This window comes from Pseudomonas putida W15Oct28 (genome assembly GCF_000708715.2).
Taxonomy (GTDB): Bacteria; Pseudomonadota; Gammaproteobacteria; order Pseudomonadales; family Pseudomonadaceae; genus Aquipseudomonas; species Aquipseudomonas putida_R.
The window spans coordinates 26,595-52,505 of sequence record NZ_JENB01000016.1; the positions used below are offsets into that span (position 1 = coordinate 26,595).

Genomic DNA, 25,911 nt, shown 5'->3' on the forward strand with positions numbered 1-25,911 from the left:
ACCGCCATCAACACTAGCATATCGCCACCATTCACCGGTACGATTCGCCCAGCCAAAAGTCGTACCGGCCCCCCGGTGATCCAGAACAAGGTTGTTTTCATGTCACAAGCGAAGGACACGCTGCTCAGACTGTTCGCCTTACTCCGTCTAATTCCGACCGAGCCACAGCGAATTGCTACTCCAACGCTGCTGGAGAAGCTTCGTGATCGCGGCTTTTCGGTCACGTTGCGTTCGATTCAACGCGACCTGAACCGGCTGTCTATTCCGTTTTCCCTTGTGTGTGACGACAGCGAGATGCCTTTCCGCTGGAGCTTCACCCGTAACGCTCCCTTGCAGTTGCAAGACATGGATGCACCGACGGCGCTGGCGTTGTACCTGTCCGAGAACCACCTGTATACCCTGTTGCCGCAAACTGTTCTGGACCAATTGGGCCCACAGTTCCGCCGCGCTCGGAACTACCTGCAGGGTGTAGGCGCCAACGGCCTGGCCGACTGGGCCCGGCGCGTTCGTGCACTGCCCAACGGTAAAACCTTGATCCCTGCCGCAGTGTTGCCAGAGGTTTGGGCACACGTCTCCAGCGCACTGTTGGAACGTCGCCAACTGCAGGTGAGCTATCGAAGCCGCAGCAAAAATGCCATCAAACACTTTCGCCTGCACCCTGCCGGGCTGGTCTCGCGCCATGCCATCAGCTACCTGATTGCGACGGTCGGTGACTACAGCGACCTAAGGCAGTTTGCGTTGCATCGCATCCAGCAAATCGAAGTACTCAGTGAGACTGCAGAGTTTCACAGCAGCTTCGATGTCGACGACTACATCGCCAGCGGCGTGTTCAACCTGCGCCAGGCCGACCACCATGTCGAACTGATCGCCGACGTCCATCCACAGATAGCAACGTTGCTGCACGAGACACCGCTTAGCCTCCAGCAGGACTTGAGCGACATTCCCTCCGAGGACTGGAAACGCTTGCGCGCCAAAGTGCCATTGGACCGGGAAACGCTGTGGTGGATTTTCGCGCTCAACGACAACATTCGTGTGCATGCCCCACAGGTGTGGGTCGACGAGATTCGCCAGCGCCTGCGCTCGATGCAATCTTTTTACCAGCAGGCTTGCCCCGCCTGACCTCCCTCGCAATACGTTATGCCAACTTCCCGCGCCCCAGCTTGATGAAAACGGGGGCGCAAACCTAGACAGATATCGATATCTACAAAAAGGACATTGCCATGCCGCTTCCTCTAATCCTCGGTGCCGCCGCTCTGGTTACAGCAGCTTACGGAGCCAAGAAAGGCTACGACGGATACCAGCGTCATTCGGAAGCCGACGAAATTGTCAAAGTTGCCCAAGAACGCTATGAGGCAAAGAAAGAAGTCTTTGACGAACAGGAAACCAAAACCACTTCTGCACTCGAAGCCTTGGGGAAAAAAGAACTGGAAATCGGCCAAAGCTTTGCCGAATTCAAGGTGCTGGCCGACAAACTGTTGGACCAGATAAACGCCGGCCGCCAGCACAAACTTGAAGTCAACATTCCCAAACACAACCTGCAAAAAGTCGATAACTACAGCTTCACTGCCGTTGGCGTGCTCGGTACCGTTGCGGGCGCTGGCACCGCAGGCGCTGCGGCTGGCTTCGCTGTGTATGGAGGTGTAATGGCCTTGGGTGCGGCTTCGACCGGTACCGCTATTTCGTCGCTGGCTGGTGTTGCTGCTACCAACGCAACCCTGGCCGCAATTGGTGGTGGCTCGTTGGCTACCGGTGGCCTGGGCATGGCAGGCGGCACTGCGATTCTGGGCGCGGCAGTAGCCGCCCCTGTGTTGGCGATTGCCGGCTGGGCTTACAACAGCCATGGCGAAGAAGCGCTGAAAAACGCCCGCAAAGCCGACCTGGAAGTTACTGCAGCCGTCGGCAAGCTCACTCGCGCCACGGAAATGCTTGGTGAAACCGAGCACTATTCACGCAAGATCCGTCGTTCGCTGATGTCCATCTATGCCCAGTTCAACCAGTATTTCGACAGCTTGAAAGACATCGACAACTTCCTGCAGGACCTTAAAGGCCGCAATGTCGATGTCAAAGCAGAAATGGCGAAACACAATGATTCGATCGTACTCACCATTCAGAACGGCTATGCGCTGGCGGCCATTCTGGTGAACGTGATCACCACGCCGATCTTCAAGCTCAAGAAAGTCAACGGCCAGGTCGCCAAAGATAAAGACGGCGTTCCGACCATGGAATTGGATAAAGACGGCTCGATGGTCCTGAACGAGACCGAACTCGACAAGGTGATGGTAAGTGCCAGCGCTGAAGCCGAGAAATTCGAAGCAGCCTGACACCCACCGGGGAGGGCTTGCCCTCCCCAGCTCCCCTTTCGACTTTCATGGATCTGAATATGCACGCCGCAGCGCGAGACTATCCCTGGGCTGAAGAGCTCGAAAAAACTGTGGTCAACAGCCTGGCCACCAGCTTTGGCCTGGATTTTTTGTTGTTCCAGGACAAGCACGGCGGTGATGTGAACACCGTTCATAATGCCCGCAGTGGTGTATGGGCAACGGAGCAGGAAAAACAAAGCTTCGAACAGCGCGGCGACTACAACCCGGATCCGTACCATCAGCACGAAAACTACATCGCGACCGGGCGCAGGGATAAAGCTACTCACCTGGCCGGCGACCTTCACGACCCTTACCGCAACGCCACACTGACGGCGGCACAGAAGCGCAACCTTGATCACGTTATCAGTGCCAAGGAAATACATGACGATGCAGGCCGCGTGCTGGCAGGGTTGGACGGTGTTGAGCTGGCGAACCAAAGCAGCAACTTGCAAACAACCCACGAAAGCATCAACAAGTCGAAAGGCCAGACGCCTATCAACGACTACTTGCGCGACCTGCCCAACCTGATTGGCAGAAGCGAGAGCAAACTGGCAAAAGACCGGGCACGCCTGGCCACCCTGCCGCGCAACACGCCAGAACAACAGCACAATGCACGCGTGCTTGAAGATCAGATTCGCAAAGACGAAAACAAGATCGACACGTTGAAGGCCATCGACCCCGATGAAATGCGCAAGCGGGACGAGGCTGCCCGTGCCCCTTACAACGAACAGATCAACCGCACCTACTACACCAGCAGCAAATTCTGGAAGCAGAGCGCCTCCGCGTCGCTGGATGCCGGCCTGAAAATGGGTGCCCGCCAGATGCTGGGCCTGGTGCTGGCCGAAGTCTGGTTCGAGTTGCGCGGGCAGGTGCCGGTGCTGCTTGAAAAGCTCAAGCACAAGTTCGACTTCGAAACGTTCATCGACAGCGTCAACGACACCTTGAAAGGCGTTTGGGTACGCGTGCAGAAACGCTTCACGGACTTTCTCATTGGTTTCAAGGACGGCGTTTTCGCTGGTGTAATGGCCAGCGCAACCACCACGCTATTCAATGTGTTCGCCACGACCAAGGTCATGGCGGTCAAGATTATCCGCGAAGTCTGGGGCCAGTTGGTCAAGGCCATCAAACTGATGATCTTCAACCCGGAGCAACTGGGCTTCGTCGACCTTTGCAAGGCCGTTACCAGCTTGATGTCCCTTGGTGCAGCCACTGTGGTGGGCACCATGGTGCATGCCCAACTGCTCCCACTGTGCAGTTTCCCTTTCGGCGGTGAACTGGTGGCGTTCGCCAGTGCCTTGGTCACTGGCGTGGTCACTCTCGGCCTGAACTACTTCCTGCTGCATAGCCCAGTAGCCCAGAAGCTCTGGGCCTTCATCGAGTCAATCATGCCGCATGCCGGCGTGGTGAAGCACTTCGAGTCGGTGAACGCAGAGCTGGACCGCTACTTGACCGAGCTCAGCAGGCTTGAATTCAACCTGGATGCTTATGAACTTGAAGCGTTCTCGCTCACCTTGATGGCATGCAACGATGAACTGCAACGCGGCATGGTGCTGAAGGCTGAGGTGGCTAAACGCAACATCGAACTGCCTTTTGAAATGGGCAACAGTGCGAGCACTCGCGACTGGTTGGCCTCTTTGGTTTAAGTGATGCAGCCTTTTCCATGTCATCAGTGCGGCCTGTGCTGCCGCAACGTTCACCTGGCCGAGGAAACGCGCTTCCTCGACCGGGGTGACGGTACCTGCCGGCATCATGATGTGCCCAGTAAACGCTGCACGATCTACGAAGACAGGCCCGAAATCTGTCGGGTGGATCGGCAATACGAATTGCACTATGCCAGCCAGTATGGCTGGGACGAATTTGTGAAGCTGAATGTTCAAGTATGTGAGGTGCTGGAAGCGCAATCACGTCAGTGATGCCTAGGTGCGCAAGTACTTCTGCTGTGATTTCCCATCTTTGCCTTGGCAACTGGCACTCCCTCGGGCTATCCCTTGAAAGGACTCGAATGAACCATTCCGATCTATGCCTCAAACCTATTCACGAGCTACTTACCGACCAAGCTGGCAATCCGACACAGTTCTGGATTCCAGCCTATCAACGCGGCTATCGCTGGAAACCCCTGCAAGTGACGCAATTGCTGGACGACATTCGGGAGTTCAGCCAGCGTCGCAACCCACAGCCTGAAGACTTCTACTGCCTGCAACCACTGGTCATCAAGGCCACCGAGCATGGACCACTCGAAGTGGTTGACGGCCAGCAGCGGCTGACGACACTGCTACTGATTCTCCGCCACTTCAATGAGCGGCTGTCGGAGAAGTACAGGCAGAAGCTGTATACCCTCGACTACGAAACCCGCCCACAGCTGCTGGCGTTTCTAGATGACCCAGACGAGGCTGCTGCCGAGGAGAATGTTGACTACTTTTATCTCCTCAGTGCCATCAAGGCTATCGAAAATTGGTTCAGCAGCCGTGGTCATGAAGTGGATGACATCAAGTCTGCGGTACTGAACAAAACCCGGGTCATCTGGTTCGAACTGGCGGACCAGGACAACGCGGTGGACGCCTTCACCCGCCTGAACGTTGGCAAGATTCCTCTGACGGATGACGAATTGATCCGCGCGTTGTTCCTCAAGCGGGGTGATGCGGGTGAGCACGACGCGACTGCCCAGCAGTTGAAAATCGCCCACGAATGGGACCAATTGGAAAAGGCGTTGCAGGCAGGCGAGTTCTGGTACTTTCTCAGCAACCAACAGAGCAGACCACAAAACCGCATTGGCTTCCTGTTTGAGCTGGCGACCAAGGTTGAAGGCCACGCAAAGGACGCTGGCGAGGATGATCACAGTATCTTCCATACTTACAGCAGAAAGCTGAAAGCTGCAGACGTCACTGCCGAAGAGTGGCTGCGCATCAAGCAAATCTACATGATGCTTGAAGAGTGGTTTGAAGACCGCACGCTGTACCACATTGTTGGTTTTCTGATTCATCAAGGCGTAGACGTGGCGGATATCTGCAAGCTCTCGCAGCAGACGACCAAGAGCGCGTTCGAGCGAAAATTGCGAAAAGAAGTATTTGCTCGCGCGATCGGCGACGAGGACCTTGATGCGCTGACGCCTGATGAACTGCGCTTGTGTGTCAGCGAACGTCTGGATGAGCTGGAGTACGGCCGACACTCGGCAGATATTCGCTCGCTCTTACTGCTGTTCAACCTGGCCACCTTGCTCAGCAGTCCCCGCTCTAACATGCGCTTCCAGTTCGACAACTTCAAAAAAGGCGAATGGGACATCGAGCACGTACGCTCAATCGCTTCCAGCCGGCCCCTGCGGCAACATGACCAAGTGAACTGGCTGAGCCTGTGTGCAGGCTATCTGGAAGCTCAAAAATCAGGTGACCAAGAACGCCAACTGTTGAGTCGCATTCAAACCTTTATCAAGAAGTCGAAGAAACAGCATTCAGACGAGGCCTTTGAAGCCCTCTACAACGAGTTGCTGGCCTTCTTTGAAGAAAAGGAAGATGTGCCGACCGAGCATGGCATTGGCAACCTGACCTTGCTGGATAAAGCTACCAACCGCAGCTACAAAAACGCCGTTTTTGCGGTCAAGCGCAAAGCGTTGCTGGCCCTGGACCAGTCGGGGATTTTCGTCCCTCTGTGTACCCGCAATGTATTCCTCAAATGCTACAGCCCGGAAGCTGACAACGTGATGTTCTGGAGCCAGGACGACCGTGACGCCTATCTGGCCGAAATCAACCGGGCCCTGGTGGGCTTCTTCAGTGCAACCCAGGAGATGACTCAATGAGCGAATCTGGCACTCAGATTACCCTGAAACAACTGATCAACCGCCATCAGCGCATTCAGGTCCCCATGATTCAGCGTGATTATGCTCAGGGTCGCGCTGCTGCTGAGGATGTGCGCGAAGAATTCCTCGGCACCCTCAAGCAAGCCTTTGCGCTGAAACCGAGCAATCCTGCCCTTCCCCTGAACCTCGACTTCATCTACGGCAGCCTTGATCTTGAAGGCCGTACCAAGTTTCTACCGCTCGATGGTCAGCAACGGCTAACTACCCTGTTTCTGCTGCACTGGTACCTCGCTTGGCGCGACGGCCGTGAAGCCGAGTTCCGTCAAGTGTTCTGCGAAGGTAATCGCTCACGCTTTTCCTACAGTGTTCGCCCAAGCAGCAGCGAGTTTTTCGATGAACTGGTGAATTTCTGGCCGGCACGTGAAACCGCCGACAATGCTTCGCTGGACAAGCTGGTAACTAACCAGGCCTGGTACTTCCGTTACTGGCGCCTGGACCCGACCATCCAGTCGTGCCTGGCCATGCTCAAAGCGATTCACGAGCATTTCGGCGATGTTCAAGGTGGCTACCAACGGTTGATGGACGAACAGCAACCGGTAATCACTTTCCAGTTGCTGGATCTTGAGCACTTCGGATTGTCCGATGACCTGTACATCAAAATGAACGCCCGCGGTAAGCCGTTGACCGCTTTCGAGACATTCAAGGCCCGTTACGAGCATGACCTTAAAGCGCAGTATGAGTGCGAGAGCCGAGAGATCAGCGGCCGAGCGTTCTCAGTCGCCGATTACTTTGCGCGCCGCATGGACACGTGCTGGGCTGATTTTTTCTGGGCGTATCGCGACAAGGAAACCAACCTGTTCGACGATGCGATCATGAATTTCTTCCATGCTGTTGCGTTCATTTGTCGCGACCCCGTATCACCTGGCTATCTGGAGGACGTCAGCACCTTCAAAACCCAGCCGTTGAAATCGACATACGCGTATTACCACAAGGCAAAATGGCTGGAGCGGGCGTTCTCCGATACATTGATTTTGCTGCTTGAAACCTGGAGCGCTGACGGCAATCGCTTCACACCACTGCTCCCGGAAAACCCGTATTTCAACGAAGCCGCAATGTTCCAACGCTTGGTCAATGATCCATCGGCCCTGGCATACACGGATCTGGTGCAACTATTCGCATACGTTGCATTCCTCCGTGCTGCGGAGGGAGCGCCTGAGCCGCAGGCATTGCGGGAATGGATGCGGATAATCTACAACCTGTCGATCAACACCAGCTATGAGCGCCCTGCTGACATGCAGCGCAGTATGCTGGCAGTGCAGGGCCTTCTGCCCCATGCTGACGAAATCGGGGCTTTCTTCGCTGGTACTGAAAAACCGACTACAGGTTTTTATCATCAGCAGATTAGTGAAGAGCAACTCAAGTCCAAACTGTTGCAGGCTCATGCAGGGTGGCTCCCGCTTATCGAGCGAGCGGAAAAGCATGGCTATTTCAAAGGGCAGATTGAATTTCTGCTGGACTTCAGCGGTACGTTGGCCAAGTCAGAAAAATCTGAAGTGGCAGCCTGGTCGACAAAAGAGCACAAAACGCTTCAGGGCGTGTTCGCGGAATTTTTGAGCAAAGCAGAAGCCATGTTCAATGCCCGCGGCTTGAGCAGCCTGCCTGATTTCCGCTGGGAGCGCGCATTATTGTCTCTGGGCGATTACTTCTTGTACAGCGGCTCAAACTACTCGTTCTTGGTCAACTCAGCTTCTGAGCAATCCAGTTGGAAACGACTGTTGAGAGGTGGAGGTGGTTGGAACGAAAAAGAGGCGCGAGTGATGCTGCATGAGCTGCTGAAGCAGATAGACCTTGGCACCCCTTTGGAGCTCCAGCTGGATACTGTTATCGCCAATGCTGAAGAGCTAGAGCCCTGGCAGCAGATAATGATTGACACGCCTCAAGTGTTCAAATACTGCTACGAGCGTGCCTTGCGCTGGCAAGGCGACAAAATCTACCTGCTGAAGAAGAGCCGCATGAGCGGTATGCATGCAGAACTCTACAGCTACCACCTGCATACCCAACTCCAAGCACCAGCGCTACAGAAAAAAATCGCTCCATTACAATTAGTTGAATATAACTCAGTCAGCGGAACAGACTACGAACCCAGTACCAACCTTCTCCTTTCGCATCAGGGATACCACCTATATTTCCTGATTACTTCCTCATCAGAAAGCTTTGAAATATTAACCTCTTCAAAGCACCTGAAGCCGCTACCCGAAGTAAAGGATCTTCTGCTCAAGCATTACAAATTTGAGAGCAGAGGAGAGTTCCTAGTGCTCAGCGTCCCACGGCAACAAATATACAAAACGCTTTACAGTATGGCTCGAGCGATTAAAACCTTGCAGGCACAGGCCGCGGATACTGTGTAGGTCAGGTAGCTGAGGGCGATTGATGTAGGTATACGCGGATTCGATTTAACAGGTTACTGCAGAGCAGATTCGGCAAATCTGCGATCAGTCCGCCAACCTCCATCAACACTGAAAGTGATCTCGCGCCGGGCGTCTTGCCGCATCCCGGCCGAGATAATGCGTTCCATCGCTAGTCACCTCAGCGCGGGCCGCCGCCCTGATGGCCGCCAAAGCCACCACCGCCACCACCGTGGCCACCACCACCATGACCACCGCCACCACCCGGCGGCATGAACATCCAGCAACCCGACAAGGCGGATACCAGCGCCGCAACCAGGGCTGCGCGGAAAAGGTGTTTCGACTTCATTGGAACGCTCCACAAGGCTAGATCTGCTGCCCGCCGTTGGCCGGTCCGGCAGCGGGCGGATTCTAGAGCTGCGGTGTGATGGCACAGGGAAACTTTGCATATCTTTACAATCGGCACAGGCGACATTGACTTTGCAACGCCGCTCAATCGCCGCCGCCACGACGTCCTTGACCCTCGCCCTCCCACCGCCGCATGCTCGAACGCTTCCACCCCACGCTCAAGGAACGATTGCATGAAGCTGGAAACTCTCGCCATCCACGCGGGCTTCAGCCCCGACCCGACCACCAAGGCGGTGGCCGTACCGATCTACCAGACCACCTCGTTCGCCTTCGACGACACCCAGCACGGCGCCGATCTGTTCGACCTGAAAGTGGCCGGCAACATCTACTCGCGCATCATGAACCCTACCAACGATGTGCTCGAAAAGCGCATGGCCGCCCTCGAAGGCGGGGTCGGCGCGCTGGCGGTGGCGTCGGGCATGGCGGCCATCACCTACGCCATCCAGACCGTTGCCGAGGCCGGCGACAACATTGTCTCGGTGGCCAAGCTGTACGGCGGCACCTACAACCTGCTGGCCCACACCCTGCCGCGCATGGGCATTCAAACCCGCTTCGCCGCCCATGACGACATCGCCGCGCTCGAAGCGTTGATCGATGAGCGCACCAAGGCGGTGTTCTGCGAATCCATCGGCAACCCCGCCGGGAACATTGTCGATATCGCCGCACTGGCCGAAGCCGCCCACCGGCACGGTGTGCCGCTGATCGTCGACAACACCGTGGCCACCCCGGTGCTGTGTCGCCCCTTCGAGCATGGCGCGGACATCGTCGTGCACTCGCTGACCAAGTACATCGGCGGCCACGGCACCAGCATCGGCGGCATCGTCATCGACTCCGGCACGTTCCCCTGGGCCGACAACAAGGAACGTTTCGCCCTGCTCAACACCCCCGACCCGTCCTACCACGGCGTCACCTACACCGAAGCCTTCGGCCCCGCCGCCTTCATTGGCCGCTGCCGCGTGGTGCCGTTGCGCAACACGGGCGCCGCGCTGTCGCCGTTCAACGCCTTCCTGATCCTGCAAGGCCTGGAAACCCTGGCCCTGCGCATGGAGCGCCACACCGAGAACGCGCTGAAAGTCGCCCACTACCTGCAAGCCCACGAGCAGGTGGCTTGGGTGAAGTACGCCGGGCTGCCCGACCACCCCGAGCATGAACTGGCCCAGCGCTACACCGGCGGCAAGCCGGCGTCGATCCTGTCGTTCGGCATCAAGGGCGGCCAAGCTGGCGGTGCGCGCTTCATCGATGCGTTGCAACTGGTGGTGCGCCTGGTGAACATCGGCGACGCCAAGTCACTGGCCTGCCACCCCGCCTCCACCACCCACCGCCAGCTCAACGACGAGGAACTGGAAAAGGCCGGCGTGCCGCGGGACATGGTGCGCCTGTCGATCGGCATCGAGCACAGCGACGACATCATCGCCGACCTGGCCCAGGCCCTGGAGGCCAGCCGCGGGTGATTCATCCGCGCCCCACCCAATGCCGACGGCGGGCGCACAGTTATCTAGCCTGGATACACCTGCAATGACGCTGTTCTACCTGAAACTCATCGTCACGCCCCTGCTGATGTGGGCCATCTCCCTCGCCTCGCGGCGCTGGGGCGGTTTGCTGGGTGGGTTGCTGTCCGGCCTGCCGATCACCTCGGCGCTGGTGATGACCTTTTTGTGCCTGGAACAGGGCACGGCCTTCGCCTTGGGCGCGATACCCGGCGCACTGGGCGGCTTGGCGGCAGTGCAGGCCACCTATACCTTCTACCTGTTGGCCACGCGCAGGCTCGGCATCGCCGCGGCCGTGCTGCTGGCATTGCTGTTCTATGGCGCGGCCGCCTATGCGTTTACTCACTGGGGCAACCTGTACCTGTCGATTGCCGCGACGCTGCTGCTGATCGGCGTGCTGATTCGCGCCAGCGGCCGTGAGCCCAAACCCGACACTCTGGCCCGCCCCCGTCAGCGGTTTTGGGAGATCCCCCTGCGCATGGTGTCTGCCACTTGCCTGCTGATGGTCATCACCAGCCTGGCGAGTTGGTTGGGCCCGGCAACCAGCGGGATGCTCGCGCCGATACCGGTGATTGCCTGGCCGCTGGTGGTGTTCGCCCATGTGCAGAATGGCCGGGCCGGGATGGCGGCGATGGTGCGGGGTAATGCGATTGGGGCGGTGGGGGTGGTCGCGTTTTATCTGGTTTTGGCGGGGCTGCTCGAAGTGTGGGGCGTCGGCCTGACTATCGGGCTGGCCATGCTTTGCGCCGTGGTGCTGACCGTTGGGCTGGCTACCGTATTACGACGGCGTTGATGCGCCAGTGGGGCTGCTGCGCAGCCCATCGCAGGCAAGCCAGCTCCCACAGGGGCGGTGTAACGTCTGAGCCTGGCGCCATACCTGTGAGAGCGAGCTTGCCCGCGAACGCCGGCGCAGCCGGTGCCATACTCCGCGCAGGATGCTTCGCGGGTAAACCCGCTCCCACAGTGGCCGTGCCAGATCAATGAATTGAGGTAACCCATGGAGTATCAGATTCGCAGGGCGCGACCAGAGGATGCTGCGGGTATTAGCCGAGTGATCATCGCCGCCCTGCGCAAGACAAATGCAGCGGACTACGATGCCGCGACCATTGCCAGGGTCGAGCAGTCGTTCAGCGAAGCGGGAATTGTTGGCCTGCTGGGTAAACGCCTGATCTTCGTTGCGGCTGATCACGATGAGGTCATGGCGACTGCCAGCCTTGAAGATGATGTAGTCAGAAGCGTGTTCGTCGCCCCCGAGTATCAGCGGTCAGGTATCGGCGAGCAGTTGATGCTTACAGTCGAGAACGAGGCGCTTGTGCGGGGTTCGCAACGGTTACAAGTACCCTCTTCGATTACGGCGCAGGGTTTCTATACGCGCTTGGGGTATCGCAAAGTGCGGGATGAATTCCATGGGGATGAACGCACGATCATCATGGAGAAACGGCTGAGTCAGTCGTAATGATTGCACTTGGGCGCTGTGTGCGTGGCAGCGCCCCGTGCAATGGGCAACCGCTGCGTCAGCGAGGTTCAGGATGCTCGGCGGAGACCGAATTATTGGCATCCACATCGTTCATCTCTTCCTCGATTGGGCCGTCATCGTCTGCCGGTAACGGTAGCTCCCCTTCCCGGGTGCCGGCTTCCCCATCTGGCATGGCAGCCTCATTGTCCAGTTCGGTTTGACCGTCCTGGCCTGAACCGGGGTTGCCAGGAGGCGGGTCCCAATCGACGGGACGCTTTTCGGACCACGCCTCACCGGCGCCTTGTTTGGGCTCGGACTCGGTTTGCTCAAGCCCGGAGCCTGTACCTGCTCCGGTGTCAGGGGTGGTTTCTTCAGGGCCCGAATACGGGGCATCCGGGCCGTTGTGGTCGATTGCCATGGTCATTCTCCGGTTTGGCGCCGCGAGTGTGCGCATAAACTTCAGAGCTGGCGTGTCGGGCTAGAGTGCCGGGGGAGTGACGGGTGGCGCGAATAGCCGGGGCATTCAAACAAAGGGTTGTCCCCTTAAGGGGACATCGCTCATAGCCGCCTGAAGTAGAGTCACTTGCACACCTGAAAAGCTACAAAAATAAGGATGTGCACCGCCATGCATCAGCCCCACAGCGAGCCTCGCCGCTCCCTCTATTTCAACTATCAAGTCTTCCCCGCCCACACCGCAAGCGTCGGCGCCGCCCGCCCGGAACGCAAACCCGTAGTGGTGGTAGGCGCTGGCCCGATCGGCCTGACCACAGCACTGGACCTCGCCCGTCATGGCATAGCCTGCGTGGTGCTGGCAGCGGAACGGCAAGTGAGCGAGGGCAGCCGGGCGATCGTGTTCACCCGCCGCTCGATGGAAATCCTGCAGCAAGTAGGCGTCGCCGACCGGGTCTGCGAGCTCGGCTTACCGTGGAGCTGTGGTAATTCGTTCTACCGCAACCAGCGGGTGTTTCGAATGGAAAACCCACACGACCCAGACGACCGCTACGCACCCATGACCAACCTGCAACAGCCTTGCCTGGAGCAGTTTCTGGTCGAGGCCGCCGAGGCCCACCCGTTGGTGGAACTACGATGGGGCAACCGGGTGACGGACCTGGCCCAGCATGACGACTTCGCCCGGCTGAGCATTGATACCCCCGCCGGCAGCTATGAGCTGGACGCTGACTGGGTAGTAGCGGCTGACGGGGCCCGCTCGACACTGCGCACACTGCTGGACCTGAAACTGGAAGGTACCGCCTACGAAGGCCGCTTCGTGATCGCCGATATCAAGATTGACCTGGGCCTGCCCACCGAGCGCCTGGCCTACTTCGACCCTGCCTGGAACCCGGGCAACACCGTATTGATGCACCGTGAACCGGGTGATATCTGGCGCATCGACTACCAACTGCCCGAAAACGAAACCCCGGAACAGGCGCTGCAACCGGAGTCACTGCGCGCACGCATCAATGCCCAGCTACACATGCTTGGCGTTGAAGACCCACAATGGGAAATGGACTGGAGTTCGGTCTATTCGGCCCGCGCGCTGACCCTGCCGAATTACATCCACAAGCGCGTGATTTTCGCCGGGGACGCGGCACACCTGTTGCCGATTTTCGGCGTGCGTGGCGCCAATACCGGGTTCCAGGATTGCCATGATCTGGTGTGGAAACTGGCCCTCACCCTGAAGGGTTTGGCAGGCCCCAAGCTGCTGCCGTCCTATTCCGCAGAACGCGTCAGCGCGGCGCGGGAGATCATCAGCGAGGCCGGCAAGAGCACCCGGTTCATGGCGCCACCCACTGCGGGTTACCGCCTGGTACGCGACGCGGTGTTGTCGCTGTCGCTGACCCAGGCGTTCGTCCGCCCGTTGTACCACTGGCGCACTTCGCGGCCACATGACTACGCGGACTCGGTGCTCAACTGTGCAACTGACGACAATGAGCGTTTCACGGCCGGCCCGCGCAACGGCGCCCCGCTGCTGAACGTTCGGCTGGCCGAAGACGACTACCTCTTCGACCATCTGGGTGCCTGCTTCTACCTGCTCTTTTTCACTGAGAGTGACTGCATCCCAAGTGACATGGTCAAGCAGGCGAATACCATTCTCAGCAGCGGCGTGCCCTTGCAGATCATCGCGATTGCGCAAAACGCCCAGGCCACCATCAGCGGTGCAGACCAATTGATCGACGACACCACCGGCCGTATCGCTACCAAATATGGCATCACCCGCAATGGCGCCTACCTGGTGCGCCCGGACCAGCACATCTGCGCCCGCTGGCTGCAGGTATCGGCCGCACAACTGCAATCCGCCATCGACACTGCCCTGGGCAAGCACTGAGAGGAAGCGCCATGAATACCCTGACCGCAGCAGACCTGGAAGTGGTTTACGACGTACTGGCAGACGCTTTGGACCACGCCACACCGGCCAAGGCCGAGCTGTTTCTGACCAAGCTTGCGCTGCTCAGCGCCCATGCACTCGGCGATGCCCAGGCCTTCACCGAACTTGCCCAGTCGGCGCTACAAGACCTTTAGTACCTGCACTTGCCAAAGCACCGGAGCCGGTGCCGCTGAAACCAATAATAATCAGGCGCCCACATGCATCAGAACACTGCCCCCATTACAACGATAAAAACAGCCAGTAGCCCCCAGCAGGAGGTGATGCGCAAAGTGTCCAGGCGCCTGCTCGGTTTTCTGTTCCTGTGCTTTGTGCTGTCGTTTCTCGACCGGATCAACATCGGCTTTGCCGGCCTGACCATGATGGGCGACCTGGGCCTGAGCAGTACCCAGTTCGGCATGGCCACCACGCTGTTCTACATCGCCTATATCGCCTGTGGTATCCCCAGCAACATGGCCTTGGCCAGGGTGGGTGCACGCAAATGGATCGGCAGCCTGATGATCGCCTGGGGGCTGGCTTCGACCGCGACCCTGTTCGCGACCGATGCCAGCAGCCTGTACCTGCTGCGGATTCTGGTGGGTATTACTGAAGCCGGCTTTCTGCCCGGCGTGCTGCTGTACCTGACGTTCTGGTTTCCGGCGGCCTACCGGGCACGCGCCAACGCCCTGTTCATGATCGCGATGCCGTTTACCGCAGGCTTCGGGTCGGCGCTCTCGGGGCTGATACTGGGCCTGGATGGCGTGTGGGGCTTGCGCGGCTGGCAGTGGTTGTTCCTGCTTGAAGGCATGCCTTCGGTGATCATGGGCTTTGTGGTGTTCGGCTACCTCAACGACACGCCGCAGCAGGCCCGCTGGCTGAGCCCCGAAGACAAGCAACATCTGCAACATGCCCTGGCCGCAGACAACCCGCCATCAACCCGCACAGCAGAGGATGAGCCCGGCAGCCTGCTGCGCGAAATGCTCTCGCCCACCGTGCTGATGTTCAGCCTGGTGTACTTCTGCCTGGTCAACACGCTGGCGATGATCGCCGTGTGGACACCGCTGATCATCAAGAGCATCAGTGCCGCCGACAGCAGTAACACCACCATTGGCTTTCTGGCGATGATTCCGCAGGTGTGCACCATCATCGGCATGGTGGTGTGGGGGCTGCACTCCGACCGCAGCCAGGAACGCAAATGGCACCTGGTGCTGCCCATGCTGATGGCCGCTGCCGGCTGGATGTTTACTGCCTATGCCAGTAACCCGATGGTGCAACTGTGCGGCATCTGCATGGCCGCCACGGGCTCGTACACCGCCATGTCGATTTTCTGGACTACCCCGGACCAGGCGCTGACGTTCAGGGCCCGGGCCATTGGCATTGCGGTGATCAATGCGGTCGGCAACATCGGGTCGGCGCTGAACCCGCTGGTGGTGGGCGCATTGTTGACCTTCATGCTGCCCCTGCCCTCGCCCACATCGATTTCAAAGCATGCACAAAAGCTGTAGCCGACGGCTCGACGCCGCGATAAACCCGAGCCTTGCGCAGCACCTGTGGGAGCGGGCAAGCCCGCGAAGAATCCAACGCGGTGGATGGCACCGGCGTTGCCGGTGTTCGCGGGCACGCCCGCTCCCACAGTGATCGCGCCAGCTTTTGTTTTTTGTGGAAGACTGTTGCTCCCACTGGTATGACGCAAGCCTGAAGCCGGCGCAGTACCTGTGGGAGCGGGCAAGCCCGCGAAGAATACGACGCGGTGGATGGCACCGGCGCTGCCGGTGTTCGCGGGCGCGCCCGCTCCCAGAAGCCTGCACATGACTCGAGAGCTCGTGAGGGGACAGTTGTGTGATTGTCCAGTGGCTCATTTAGAGACGTTTCCTACAAGGTTTTAGGACGCCCCATGAACCTCCGGCAAGCGATTCCTCGTTAGTGTTCAGGGACCATCACGGTCCTTTCAATGCGAGGTCGTTTTTGACAATCAGCCAACGTATCGCCATTGCGGTAGCCGAAGCCGGGCTGCCGCACGACCAGTGCATGTCTTGCGAGCGGCAAGGCCTACCGATCCTTCCGCTGCGCCGTGCGCTGGTGCCGGATACCCGACCGGAGTGCATCACGACCGTGGCGGGTAGCCTGCATATCTCGGCGAAGATGGGCCTGCGTACCTTGCGCATGGGCTACCTGTACGTACTGCTCGATCAACAGGTCTGGCATGCCTACGAAGTCAGCGAACAGGGCCACCTGCGCCGCTTCAACCCCTACGAACCGTCCGACGGCCTACCCGCATCGCTGCCCGAAAAGTGCGCGAATGAAAACCACGACATTCCCTCGTCCTTCCTGAATATCGACACCGACCGCTATGGCAGCGCTTGGCTGGCTTTCTCCAGCGACCCTTGGCCGGTGAGTGTGTTGAATGCCTACAAGAAGGGCCAGGCGCCCGCGCATCGCTTCCAGGGCGTGGACCTGATCCAGGCGCGTAACAACCCTGAGTTACTGGGCATCGCCATGACGCCCGATAACCTGCAGGTCGACAAAGAGGTGTTCGAGTACACGCAGCATGGCTGCTCGCCGTTCGACAGTGCACATGGCTTTCACTCGCGCAGGCTGCGCAAGTTCGCCTTGAAGGGGTACCTGGTCAACGCGATGAACCGGCACAAGCTGGAGAACGGCGTGCTGGCGGTGGTGCTCGACGATACCGTTGGGCTGATTCAGGAATTCAACCATCAGCGGTTGAACTGGGTGGTGAAGCGCCAGGTCTGGCGGGAAGACCCCATGCGTGCCTACCAGTTGCAGACCTCGCAGATCCTCCAGTTCATTCGTGCCACGCACCGGGAGTGGGCAGCACAGAAAGTACCGTCGCTGGAACCCATGACCGGCGATGGGCCACCGGTGTTCACGGACCCGGCAGTGGAGCGCCAGTGGTTGGTGGAGCGGGCGCAGCTGGAGAGTGATGAGCGGCTGGAGGAACGCTACCACGAACCGAATCGCGCGGCGTTCCAGGCCGAGTATGACCAGCAGGAAGCTGAATTTCAGGGTTACATCGACAAGAACGCCCGTGCCTATGCTGCCCTGTTCGACACGCCCATGTTCAAGGTGGCCGAGCAGTACGATTACGACGGCGATCATCGCGAGTCTGGCGTAGCGTATGCCAAGACCATGGCGCTGTGCTTGGGTGGTGGCGTCACTGAGGCCGTGGTGCCCGGTGTGGCTCCCGTAGCCGGCACCAGCGAAACCCTCTGGCTGAAATGGCTACAGGACCCCGACAGCCCGCCCTATCGCGCACTGTTGATGCGGGACCGCTCACTGCTGGCTGGCCTGCTTCCCAGCTTTAGTGCTACCGAAACGATCAACTGGAACGACAGCGACAAGCTGTACTCGATGTTGAGCAAGGTCATCGCCAGCGACGATGCCGGCTTGCGCATGCGCAATACCCTCAAACAGGCCATTGCCGAAACCCAGGGCGCGCTCAACGCGGCTAGCCAGCGGCTGGCACCCTGCATGTCGCCCGGTATTCAGAACGCCGTGCGGCACCTGAACAGCGCGACGCAGTTTCTTTACAACGGCGTACATCTGATCGAACTGGAAGTGAAGATGAAGCTGGGCGAGTACTACGCCTTGCAGAGTGCTCACCTGCGCGAGTTGCAGCACAAGGCCAATGCCTCGATTGCGGAAGCTAGGGACCGGATGCATCGCAACATTGATGACATCGACGTTCATTCAACCAAGGCCTGGACCAAGTTACGGCCGATCATGCAACACGGACTGATGAGCCTGGCGGTGCTCGACCCGCGGTTTACCCACACCATGATCAGTGTAACGGTGTGGGTCGAGGGTACGGCTGAAGAGGTGCGTGGCCGGTTGGTTGAGGAAGCCAACATGAAGGTGACTCAGGCGAGCAGCGTGGCACAGATTGCCTTGGTGGATATCTCGGTGGCGGCGGGGACGCTGGAGGCGAATGCGCGCAAGATGTTGCAGGGGATGCGCATTACTTCGCAGCAGGCGGCGCAGTTGGTGCGCACAGGCTTTAGCGGCTTGCGAGGTGTAGCCGGGAGCTGGGAAGTGCTGCTCGCGATGGGAGGGCTTTACTTACAAAGTGACAGTTTGAGCAAAAACCAGGCGAAGGCTGAAGCGGAATTCGGGCCCAAAGCCAAGGAAGCCTTGATGGCCTTAGCAGGTGCAAGAATGGGCATCTTGGGCGGTAGCATCGAAGCACTTGGGTTGGTGGTTGTTTCTGGGGCTAAAGAGCTACAGCGTACGCGAACCCTGTCTTTTGCTACCGGAGATAAAATGACCAACCTGATAAAGATTGGGGGCGTGGCAGCTAGATTTGGCGCGGTTATCAATGTAGGTGCTGGCGTTTTCGATGCACTCCAGACGATAAGTGCTGTAAAGCGTACAACGGCAGGAGGCGATGAAAGTGCAGCGATAATCTATAAGGCCGCAGGATATCTATTTGGCATTGGGGTAATCGCTGCCGTGGCAGCAGTCTTCAAAACTTTAGTATTGGGTGTGTTAGGCATCGCACTGGTATCAGGCTTAGGGGCATATGCATTAACCAAGTGGGCAGAGGAGAACGAGTCGTCGCCGCTCGAACGGTGGGTAAGGAGGTGCTACTTCGGCAAGGCTAACGAGCTACCCGCTATCCACTGGAATACACCTGAACATGCAGACATGGCCACAGTTGAGCTAAATGCGGCTGTATTGGGAATCACTGCAAACGTTAAGTTCGAAACTGATCTCCTGGGAACCGTATCTAATGCCAAGATAAGAAGTCCCTTCAACTTAACTATCAAACAACGCATAAAATTCCTGATTACCCTTCCCCGCTTCGATATTGAAAACTCTGGGCTTCACTGGGAGCTGAAGGTGCACCGCCATGGTGACGGCCAGTTCAATGAGCATGTCAAGGGCCAAGTCATTATAGGCAGCGCCATAAATTTACCCGTAAGTATGAAGGAAGAGGTAATCAGCCGTCCGAGCCAGCCGTACATTCCACCTAAAAATCCAGATTACGATACCAGCAGTATCGAGCAGAATATAACTGATTACGCAGTTGCTACAACTGACGGCAACGTGAGTGTCAGGCAGCACTTTGGGGGCTTTGAAATGGTTCCCTATATCGGCACCCCTACTATCCTCGCTGCAACGTTATATTTGAAGTTCTGGCCTGATCGAAAGATGCCTGAAGTGTACGCCGAAATCATTTCGACTGAGCTCAACGAATGACAAGAGAAGAAAAGACACTACCTCATCGAGGCGCTGGTTGGAGGCATGATCTTCCTCCGCATGACGCAATACCTTCGCCGCGCGAGGTCTATTCGGCAGTGAACCTAGAAATCAGTCGGGCCGGGCGTATATTTATTGAAATCCCTCGATCATCGATCAGCGTGCGCGGGATATCATTTTTCGGAGGCCTGATGCTATTAGCATACTTAATAGAATTCATCATGCCGGACCTTTTCGAAGCGCTTCTCAACTACCGGCAGACGAGGCTAGATATCACAATCATAGTGCTCGTAGTTGTGATACTTTCGACCTGGGCCTTTTTCCCACTATTCCGTATAGACCTACGACTCCCGCGCAACGAGCCCATACGCTTCAATAGAGCACGCCAAAAAGTCTATTTCTATCAATACCGGTTTGATCGCCTGTACGCCTTCGGCAGCAAAGGCTGGGGTGTGAAGCCCGTGGCCTATGATTGGGCCGACCTCACCGCCGAGGTTTATAGGGTATATGCGCCCATGGGAAACGGCGGGCTTATTGAAAATGTGATGATCTCGGTTCGTAAACCAGGCTCTGACGAAGTCATCGATCGCCTCTTTCTGTGTAACAACATAGAACAAGGCAAGCAGTATTGGGCATTAGCGCGGCTGTACATGCAAAGTGGATATGATGCGATCTCCGACGCTATACGCCCTGTTCAGGATCAGAAGGCTGGAAATGGCCTGAACCCCATGAATTACCTCGCACCCAAGGTCCAGTGGCCAATGGAAATCGACATTGAGTCTCGGAGTGCTCCTGCGACGGATGGGGACTCATGAAACATTCCATCTTGGCTGCAACGAGACCGCTTTGAATGGCACCGGCTTTGCCAGTGTGCGCGAGCACGCCCGCTCCCAAAACCCAGGCGTGACTCGAAGTGGCCCGACCGTAGCTGGCCGAGCGCCTATATTGAAGTATGTTTTCGAGAAATAATGAATGACGCTTAAACCCAAGGTCTTGAGTGAGCGTGCAATAGGCTGGAGCTATGACCTGCCTCCAGTTGGAGACAACCCAGACGCCCACTGCTGGACAGAGCATGTGAACCCTCCACCCAGTCACTTTAATGACGTGTACCTTGAGTTACCGAGAAAAACGGTAAGCCTCCGAGGAGTTTCAGCGCTTGTCGGTATTCCTGGCTTATTATTTTGCGCCAGCCTAGCACTTTCTTTGTACTGGGATTTATTTACCTACGGCTGGGAGCGCGACTGGGTAATGAATATTTTATTTGTACTCGGCCCGCCCGTAATGCTGTGGGCCCTCATCCCCTACATCAAGCTCGATCTTGTCATACCCAGAGACGAACCTATTCGCTTCAATCGCCTACGTAGAAAAATCTACATCTACGAGTACAAGTTCGACCGCATCTTCATCTTCAGCCGTAAACGCTGGGGTGTCCAACCCGTCGCCTACAACTGGGACGACGTCACCGCCGAGGTCTACCGCATCTACGCCCCCGGCCACGGTGGCCTGATCGAAAACGTCATGCTGTCAGTCCGTAATCCTGAGACTGACGAAGTCATTGATCGCGTCTTCTTCACTCATACCCTGCATGACGGCGAGGCTTACTGGGCCATCGCTCGGCTCTTCATGCAGCAAGGCCCTGAAGCCCTGCCCAAGTTCGTGCACCCACCCCGCGACTGGAACGATGACGATGGCCTGAGCCACATGCATTGCTTGGCGCCGAAAGTCCAGTGGCCGACGGAAATCGACCTTGAGTCTCGCAGCGCGCCAGCAACGGATGAAGTCTCCTGAATCACTACGGCACTCGGTGCTGGATGGCACCGGCTTTGCCGGTGTTCGCGGGTGAACCCGCTCCCACAGGTACTGCGCATGGCTTGGAGATTTTGATGCCCCTGCAGGAGCAACTGCCTGAGCAAAATACAGAAGCCAGCGCGGTCTCTGTGGGAGCGGGTTTACCCGCGAAGGGGCCGGTCCGGGCAGCAAAGATCCCGGGGTTGGGTATGACTATTGGTCATGGCCTTCCCTGTCTCGATATGTCCCCATATCCAGCTCCATCGGTTGCGACATCAAAGCCGTCCCCTCTCGCAATGCCGGACGCGAACGGCTCAATGCCTCAAGCGCTGGCTGACACTGTCCGCGGTGCACGCACGCCCCATAGCCAGTAGCCCAAAGACAGAAGGACCAACCAGCCAACCCCGACATACATGGCGGTGCGGCTGGCCGGGAACCAACCAAGAACGCCAAAGATGAACACCATGAACGCGATCGCGCAAGCTGGTCCTACCGGCCACAGCGGCACCCGATAATCCAGCGCAGCCACCTCCTCCTTGCTCATGCCGCGCCGCATGGCCACTTGCGATAGCAGAATCATCAACCACACCCAGACAATGGAGAAAGTGACCACCGCGGCAAGCACCAGGAATAAGTCTTCTGGCACCAGATAATTCAATACCACGCCCAAAAGCAGAGCGACGCCCATCACTGCAACCGTCATCCACGGCACACCGAAACGCGACAATGATGCAAAGCCCGCAGGGGCTTGGCCGTTTTGGGCCATGCCGTACATCATTCGCCCGGCGCTGAAGATGTCGCTATTGATCGCTGATACCGCAGCGGAAATTACAACGATGTTCAACACGGTTGCCGCTGAGCTTATGCCAAGGCCACTGAAGATCTGAACGAATGGGCTACCGTGGCTGCCGATGCTGGTCCATGGGTAAATGGCCATGAGCACAAACAGGGTCAGGATATAGAACAGCAGGATGCGCAGAGGCACCGAGTTGATTGCCTTAGGCAGCACGCGCTTCGGGTCCTTTGCCTCGCCTGCGGTGATGCCGATCATTTCGACCCCGCCAAAGGCAAACATCACAACGGTGAACGAAGCAATCATCCCACCCACGCCGTTAGGGAAGAACCCGCCGTGGCTCCACAGGTTCGAGATCCCGGCAACAGTGCCTGCCTCGTCGTTCAGCTGGATACCCAACAGCAGCACTGCACCTCCTGCCACAATCATGGCAACGATAGCGGTCACCTTCAGCAACGACAGCCAGAACTCCATCTCGCCGAACACTTTCACGCTACACAGGTTGAGCGCCCCGATGAAGAGCACTATCCCAAGCACCCAGATCCAGGCGGGTGTTTCCGGGAACCACAGCCCCATGTAGACGCCAAACGCCGTCACGTCTGCCAGGCACACCACCAACATCGAAAATGCGTAACTCCAACCTGTCAGAAAGCCAAAATAGCGGCCCAGGTATTGGCTGGCATAGTGGCCGAACGAGCCTGACACCGGGTTATGAACCGCCATTTCGCCAAGGGCGCGCATCATCATGTAAATGGCTGCACCGCCTATCAAGTAGGCAAGCAAAACTGATGGCCCTGCCAGTTTTATTGCCGATGCCGAGCCATAGAACAGCCCCGTACCGATAGCAGAACCTAATGCCATGAAGCGAATATGCCGGGTAGAGAGACCCCGCTTCAGCTGTTGTGAAGATTGAGCGCTCATAGATACCTTCTTGATTTTATTATCAGGTCCGCACAACGCAGAGGCTGTGCGTTTTAATCAGGCACGCATTTATTCAATCATCAAGCTCTTGGCCACAGCACCGGGAATAGCTCATGGTTCATCTGGGCACCGCTGGCCAATTGCGTTTCAAGCCCGGGGAACTGCGGCGAGGTCTTCCACTGGCGTGGCGCGTGAGTAATGTCGTCGCCCAGGAAGCGCACCGAGAAGGCACGGCGCCGGCGGTTGCCCCCGACACCTCCAGAAGCGTGCAAGGTGAGCATGTGGAAGAACACGGCGTCGCCTGGGGAAAGCTCCCAGCCGAGGATATTCCAGGCGCTGCGGTCGGCCTCGATATCCGGCAAGTCCGCCAGGCTGCCTTCCGGGAACCATTGCGCCTGGCTGTCGAGGAAGCTGCGCGGCATCAGCCACGGCCCCAGGTGCGAGCCCCCTACAAACTCAAGGGTGGACTCCCTTGCGACGGGGTCGACTGGCATCCACATGCTGCAGTTCTGGCGCCCATCGATGTTGTAGTACGGCTGGTCCTGGTGCCAAGGCGTGCGCTGGCGCGTGTTCGGCTCCTTGACCAGCAGGTGATCGTGATAAAGCCGGGCTGTCTCGCTGCTCATGAGTTGAGCGGCAACGCTGCCCACCCGGCTCTCGAAGATGAACTGGCGGTAGGTCGCGATATCGCCCCAGTTGCAGAAGTCTTCGAAGAACCAACCCGGGTCGTCGGCGCGGCTCGCCACTTTGGCGCGCTCACTGGGGGTTTTCAGATTCTGTTCGATGCCGGTTTCGAGCAGTGCAACTTCTTCCGGTGTGAACACATTACGGACGCACACAGCACCATCACGCTGAAAAGCATCGATGGTTTCCTGGCTCAATTGAAATTCGGCGGTTTGTTTCATAAGGCACCCTTTAATCTTTTTATTGGGGCAGGCGCACACAAGTTCTGAAGTGAAACAAGCAAGGTGCACAGCGAGTATTGCTTTTCGGCACCAATAGGAAAAGAATATATTTCCTAATTTTGAGTATAGGAAAAAATGATAGGGTTCTCTTTCAGGCAGCTCGAGTACTTCGTCGCGGTGGCCGAACACGGCAGCATCAGCGCTGCTGCCAGAGCCCGCCACGTTTCACAGCCGTCGGTGTCGGTTGCGATTGCACAACTTGAAGAGGCGCTGAATGAGCGGCTCTTCCGGCGCCAGGTCAGCCGCGGGCTGGAGCTGACGTCGGCGGGCACGCGTTTGCTGGCCCAGGCACGCGACATCATTGGCATGGCCATCGCCATGAATCAGAAAGCGGATACGGCGCAAGGCTCGCTTCGCGGCAACCTGTCGCTTATTTGCTTTCAGGACCTAGGCCCTTATTACGCGCCGCGGCTGCTCTCGAGCTTTCGCAAGCAGTACCCCGATGTGGAGGTAACGCTGTTCGAAACGGACCTGGCAGGCGTGCACCGCCACCTGAGTGCCGGTAAGGCAGAGCTTGCGCTTACTTACGACATAGGCCTTGATCCCTCGCTGCCGCGCCAGGTGCTGGCCGAGTTGAAACCCTACGCGCTCATCGCTACGGACCACCGCCTGGCCAACCTGGCAGCGATACCGCTGCATGAACTGGCACAGGAATGCCTGATTCTTGAGGACATCGCACAAACGCGTGAATACTTCCTTTCACTGTTTTGGGCGCACAACCTGCAACCGCGCACCCAGCAATACACCCAGACCTTCGAGATGCAACGCGGCCTGGTTGCGCATGGCTACGGGGTTGCCCTGTCATGCACCCGCCCCGCCGGCGACCACTGCTATGACGGTACACCGCTGCTGTGCCGGCCATTGCTGGAAGAGGTGTCACCGCAAAAAGTGGTGCTGGCCCAGTCAGGCGCGATGCACCCGTCGCCGGTAGCGGAGGCGTTCAAGGGTTGGGTGACTCGGGAAATAGCAGGCTCCGTTACCGGCTAGCCCGCCCACTGATCAAAACACCGACCACCCGATCCGCGAACTCAACAACTCCAGCGCCGCCATGCCCGCAAGGGAGTTGCCCGCCGCATTCAACTCCGGCGACCACACGCATACGGTAAATTGCCCCGGCACAATCGCCACAATGCCCCCACCCACACCACTCTTGCCTGGCAACCCCACTCGATAGGCAAAATTCCCTGCCTCGTCATACAGCCCGCTGGTGGCCATGATCGAGTTCACCTGCTGGGCCTGGCGCCGGGTGAGGATTTGCTCTTCGCTGTGCTTGCAGAACCCGTCGTTGGCCAGGAAGCAGAACGCCCGGGCCAGGTCCAGGCAGTTCATTTGCAGCGCGCAGTAACTGAAGTAACTGCGCAACACCTGCTCGACCTCGTTATGGAAGTTACCAAAGGACTGCATCAGGTAAGCCATGGCAGCGTTGCGCGCGCGGAACTGGTATTCCGAATCTGCGACACGGGCATCGATCGAGATGTGGGGGTTGCCCGACAGCCGTCGAACAAAATCACGCATCGACAACGTGGGTGCAGCGAAGCGTGACTGGTTGATATCGCAGATCACCAACGCGCCGGCATTGATAAAGGGGTTGCGCGGGCGCCCGCGCTCGAACTCCAGCTGCACCAGCGAGTTGAACGGCTGGCCTGAAGGCTCATGGCCAAGCCGCTCCCAAATGGCTTCACCTGAATGGCCAATTGCCTGAACCAGGCTGAATACTTTGGAAATACTCTGCACCGAAAAAGGCACCATCGCGTCGCCTGCGCAGTAATGGCTGCCATCGTTGCTATACACCGCGATGCCCAACTGCTGCGCCGGTACGTCGGCCAGCGCAGGGATGTAGTCAGCCACTTTGCCCTTGCCGATCAAGGGGCGTACTTCTTCAAGAATCTCGTTCAACAGCGTTTGCATGAAAGGCCCTGGCTCAATCCCCTTCAGACGTCGATAAGGGGTCGCATGCTT

21 protein-coding genes are annotated in these 25,911 nt (G+C 58.0%); 16 read left to right on the forward strand and 5 right to left on the reverse strand.

What is annotated here, in order from left to right; genetic code table 11:
* The first annotated feature begins 99 nt into the window (after window positions 1-99).
* The 6 genes from AK81_RS13370 (at window position 100) to AK81_RS13390 (ending at window position 8,558) form a co-directional block, all read left to right on the forward strand.
* Complete coding sequence (locus AK81_RS13370; RefSeq protein WP_043199677.1) at window positions 100-1,119, forward strand: helix-turn-helix transcriptional regulator; 1,020 nt, start codon at window positions 100-102, stop codon at window positions 1,117-1,119.
* A 101-nt stretch (window positions 1,120-1,220) separates the two neighbouring features.
* Complete coding sequence (locus AK81_RS13375; protein WP_043199679.1) at window positions 1,221-2,321, forward strand: hypothetical protein; 1,101 nt, start codon at window positions 1,221-1,223, stop codon at window positions 2,319-2,321.
* A gap of 59 nt (window positions 2,322-2,380) precedes the next feature.
* Window positions 2,381-4,003, forward strand: coding sequence for a hypothetical protein (locus AK81_RS13380; protein ID WP_043199681.1), 1,623 nt, complete (start codon window positions 2,381-2,383; stop codon window positions 4,001-4,003).
* Window positions 4,004-4,006: 3 nt separating this feature from the next.
* The gene (locus tag AK81_RS30670; protein WP_081042062.1) at window positions 4,007-4,273 is read left to right on the forward strand and encodes a YkgJ family cysteine cluster protein; all 267 of its coding nucleotides are present in this window, start codon (window positions 4,007-4,009) and stop codon (window positions 4,271-4,273) included.
* An 89-nt stretch (window positions 4,274-4,362) separates the two neighbouring features.
* Window positions 4,363-6,150 (forward strand): DUF262 domain-containing protein, encoded by a 1,788-nt coding sequence (locus AK81_RS13385; RefSeq protein WP_043199682.1) that lies wholly within the window; start codon window positions 4,363-4,365, stop codon window positions 6,148-6,150.
* Window positions 6,147-8,558 (forward strand): DUF262 domain-containing protein, encoded by a 2,412-nt coding sequence (locus AK81_RS13390; RefSeq protein ID WP_050491879.1) that lies wholly within the window; start codon window positions 6,147-6,149, stop codon window positions 8,556-8,558. The genes AK81_RS13385 and AK81_RS13390 overlap by 4 nt, the downstream gene beginning before the upstream one ends.
* A gap of 178 nt (window positions 8,559-8,736) precedes the next feature.
* On the opposite strand, the gene AK81_RS30260 is transcribed toward AK81_RS13390, so the two are convergent.
* Window positions 8,737-8,904 (reverse strand): hypothetical protein, encoded by a 168-nt coding sequence (locus tag AK81_RS30260; RefSeq protein ID WP_193393762.1) that lies wholly within the window; start codon window positions 8,902-8,904, stop codon window positions 8,737-8,739.
* Window positions 8,905-9,136: 232 nt separating this feature from the next.
* Between AK81_RS30260 and AK81_RS13395 the strand changes: the two genes are divergently transcribed.
* The 3 genes from AK81_RS13395 to AK81_RS13405 all read left to right on the forward strand — a co-directional run bounded on the left by AK81_RS13395 (window position 9,137) and on the right by AK81_RS13405 (window position 11,906).
* Complete coding sequence (locus tag AK81_RS13395; RefSeq protein WP_043199683.1) at window positions 9,137-10,414, forward strand: bifunctional O-acetylhomoserine aminocarboxypropyltransferase/cysteine synthase; 1,278 nt, start codon at window positions 9,137-9,139, stop codon at window positions 10,412-10,414.
* 64 nt (window positions 10,415-10,478) lie between these two features.
* Complete coding sequence (locus AK81_RS13400) at window positions 10,479-11,243, forward strand: hypothetical protein (RefSeq protein WP_043199684.1); 765 nt, start codon at window positions 10,479-10,481, stop codon at window positions 11,241-11,243.
* A 204-nt stretch (window positions 11,244-11,447) separates the two neighbouring features.
* Window positions 11,448-11,906, forward strand: coding sequence for a GNAT family N-acetyltransferase (locus AK81_RS13405; RefSeq protein WP_043199685.1), 459 nt, complete (start codon window positions 11,448-11,450; stop codon window positions 11,904-11,906).
* Window positions 11,907-11,964: 58 nt separating this feature from the next.
* Here the strand turns inward: AK81_RS13405 and AK81_RS13410 are convergent, their stop codons facing one another.
* Window positions 11,965-12,324, reverse strand: a complete 360-nt coding sequence (locus AK81_RS13410; RefSeq protein WP_043199686.1) for a hypothetical protein — start codon at window positions 12,322-12,324, stop codon at window positions 11,965-11,967.
* Between the two features lie 207 nt (window positions 12,325-12,531).
* Here AK81_RS13410 and AK81_RS13415 point away from each other — a divergent pair, with 207 nt between their 5' ends.
* From AK81_RS13415 to AK81_RS13440, 6 genes are all read left to right on the forward strand, one after another.
* A complete protein-coding gene (locus tag AK81_RS13415) occupies window positions 12,532-14,232 on the forward strand; it encodes an FAD-dependent monooxygenase (protein WP_043199687.1) in 1,701 nt (566 codons plus the stop codon).
* Between the two features lie 11 nt (window positions 14,233-14,243).
* Window positions 14,244-14,426: a hypothetical protein gene (locus AK81_RS13420; RefSeq protein ID WP_043199688.1), complete on the forward strand. Its 183-nt coding sequence runs from the start codon at window positions 14,244-14,246 to the stop codon at window positions 14,424-14,426.
* 126 nt (window positions 14,427-14,552) lie between these two features.
* Window positions 14,553-15,773 (forward strand): MFS transporter, encoded by a 1,221-nt coding sequence (locus AK81_RS13425; protein ID WP_043199690.1) that lies wholly within the window; start codon window positions 14,553-14,555, stop codon window positions 15,771-15,773.
* A gap of 460 nt (window positions 15,774-16,233) precedes the next feature.
* Window positions 16,234-19,485: a T6SS effector BTH_I2691 family protein gene (locus AK81_RS13430; RefSeq protein ID WP_043199795.1), complete on the forward strand. Its 3,252-nt coding sequence runs from the start codon at window positions 16,234-16,236 to the stop codon at window positions 19,483-19,485.
* 98 nt (window positions 19,486-19,583) lie between these two features.
* Complete coding sequence (locus tag AK81_RS13435) at window positions 19,584-20,300, forward strand: DUF6708 domain-containing protein (RefSeq protein WP_241496078.1); 717 nt, start codon at window positions 19,584-19,586, stop codon at window positions 20,298-20,300.
* Between the two features lie 157 nt (window positions 20,301-20,457).
* A complete protein-coding gene (locus AK81_RS13440) occupies window positions 20,458-21,273 on the forward strand; it encodes a DUF6708 domain-containing protein (RefSeq protein WP_343226796.1) in 816 nt (271 codons plus the stop codon).
* A 322-nt stretch (window positions 21,274-21,595) separates the two neighbouring features.
* On the opposite strand, the gene AK81_RS13445 is transcribed toward AK81_RS13440, so the two are convergent.
* Together AK81_RS13445 and AK81_RS13450 are read right to left on the reverse strand one after the other, a co-directional pair.
* Window positions 21,596-22,987: an amino acid permease gene (locus tag AK81_RS13445; protein WP_043199694.1), complete on the reverse strand. Its 1,392-nt coding sequence runs from the start codon at window positions 22,985-22,987 to the stop codon at window positions 21,596-21,598.
* Window positions 22,988-23,067: 80 nt separating this feature from the next.
* On the reverse strand, window positions 23,068-23,892 hold the full coding sequence (locus AK81_RS13450; protein WP_043199695.1) for a phytanoyl-CoA dioxygenase family protein: 825 nt from the start codon (window positions 23,890-23,892) through the stop codon (window positions 23,068-23,070).
* 135 nt (window positions 23,893-24,027) lie between these two features.
* On the opposite strand from AK81_RS13450, the gene AK81_RS13455 reads away from it, so the two are divergent.
* Window positions 24,028-24,939 (forward strand): LysR family transcriptional regulator, encoded by a 912-nt coding sequence (locus AK81_RS13455; RefSeq protein WP_043199697.1) that lies wholly within the window; start codon window positions 24,028-24,030, stop codon window positions 24,937-24,939.
* Window positions 24,940-24,951: 12 nt separating this feature from the next.
* On the opposite strand, the gene glsB is transcribed toward AK81_RS13455, so the two are convergent.
* On the reverse strand, window positions 24,952-25,860 hold the full coding sequence (gene glsB / locus AK81_RS13460; protein ID WP_043199699.1) for a glutaminase B: 909 nt from the start codon (window positions 25,858-25,860) through the stop codon (window positions 24,952-24,954).
* Window positions 25,861-25,911 lie beyond the last annotated feature (51 nt).

What these genes read in the sequence shown, in the direction of transcription:
- AK81_RS13395 (WP_043199683.1), top strand. Translation starts at nt 9,137, where the DNA reads ATGAAGCTGGAAACTCTCGCCATCCACGCGGGCTTCAGCCCCGACCCG.
- AK81_RS13420 (WP_043199688.1), top strand. Translation starts at nt 14,244, where the DNA reads ATGAATACCCTGACCGCAGCAGACCTGGAAGTGGTTTACGACGTACTG.
- AK81_RS13405 (WP_043199685.1), top strand. Translation starts at nt 11,448, where the DNA reads ATGGAGTATCAGATTCGCAGGGCGCGACCAGAGGATGCTGCGGGTATT.
- AK81_RS13415 (WP_043199687.1), top strand. Translation starts at nt 12,532, where the DNA reads ATGCATCAGCCCCACAGCGAGCCTCGCCGCTCCCTCTATTTCAACTAT.
- AK81_RS13410 (WP_043199686.1), bottom strand. Translation starts at nt 12,324, where the DNA reads ATGGCAATCGACCACAACGGCCCGGATGCCCCGTATTCGGGCCCTGAA.
- AK81_RS13400 (WP_043199684.1), top strand. Translation starts at nt 10,479, where the DNA reads ATGACGCTGTTCTACCTGAAACTCATCGTCACGCCCCTGCTGATGTGG.
- AK81_RS13445 (WP_043199694.1), bottom strand. Translation starts at nt 22,987, where the DNA reads ATGAGCGCTCAATCTTCACAACAGCTGAAGCGGGGTCTCTCTACCCGG.
- AK81_RS30670 (WP_081042062.1), top strand. Translation starts at nt 4,007, where the DNA reads ATGCAGCCTTTTCCATGTCATCAGTGCGGCCTGTGCTGCCGCAACGTT.
- AK81_RS13440 (WP_343226796.1), top strand. Translation starts at nt 20,458, where the DNA reads ATGACGCTTAAACCCAAGGTCTTGAGTGAGCGTGCAATAGGCTGGAGC.
- AK81_RS13390 (WP_050491879.1), top strand. Translation starts at nt 6,147, where the DNA reads ATGAGCGAATCTGGCACTCAGATTACCCTGAAACAACTGATCAACCGC.
- AK81_RS13385 (WP_043199682.1), top strand. Translation starts at nt 4,363, where the DNA reads ATGAACCATTCCGATCTATGCCTCAAACCTATTCACGAGCTACTTACC.
- AK81_RS13450 (WP_043199695.1), bottom strand. Translation starts at nt 23,892, where the DNA reads ATGAAACAAACCGCCGAATTTCAATTGAGCCAGGAAACCATCGATGCT.
- AK81_RS13425 (WP_043199690.1), top strand. Translation starts at nt 14,553, where the DNA reads ATGCGCAAAGTGTCCAGGCGCCTGCTCGGTTTTCTGTTCCTGTGCTTT.
- AK81_RS13455 (WP_043199697.1), top strand. Translation starts at nt 24,028, where the DNA reads ATGATAGGGTTCTCTTTCAGGCAGCTCGAGTACTTCGTCGCGGTGGCC.
- AK81_RS30260 (WP_193393762.1), bottom strand. Translation starts at nt 8,904, where the DNA reads ATGAAGTCGAAACACCTTTTCCGCGCAGCCCTGGTTGCGGCGCTGGTA.
- glsB (WP_043199699.1), bottom strand. Translation starts at nt 25,860, where the DNA reads ATGCAAACGCTGTTGAACGAGATTCTTGAAGAAGTACGCCCCTTGATC.
- AK81_RS13370 (WP_043199677.1), top strand. Translation starts at nt 100, where the DNA reads ATGTCACAAGCGAAGGACACGCTGCTCAGACTGTTCGCCTTACTCCGT.
- AK81_RS13380 (WP_043199681.1), top strand. Translation starts at nt 2,381, where the DNA reads ATGCACGCCGCAGCGCGAGACTATCCCTGGGCTGAAGAGCTCGAAAAA.
- AK81_RS13375 (WP_043199679.1), top strand. Translation starts at nt 1,221, where the DNA reads ATGCCGCTTCCTCTAATCCTCGGTGCCGCCGCTCTGGTTACAGCAGCT.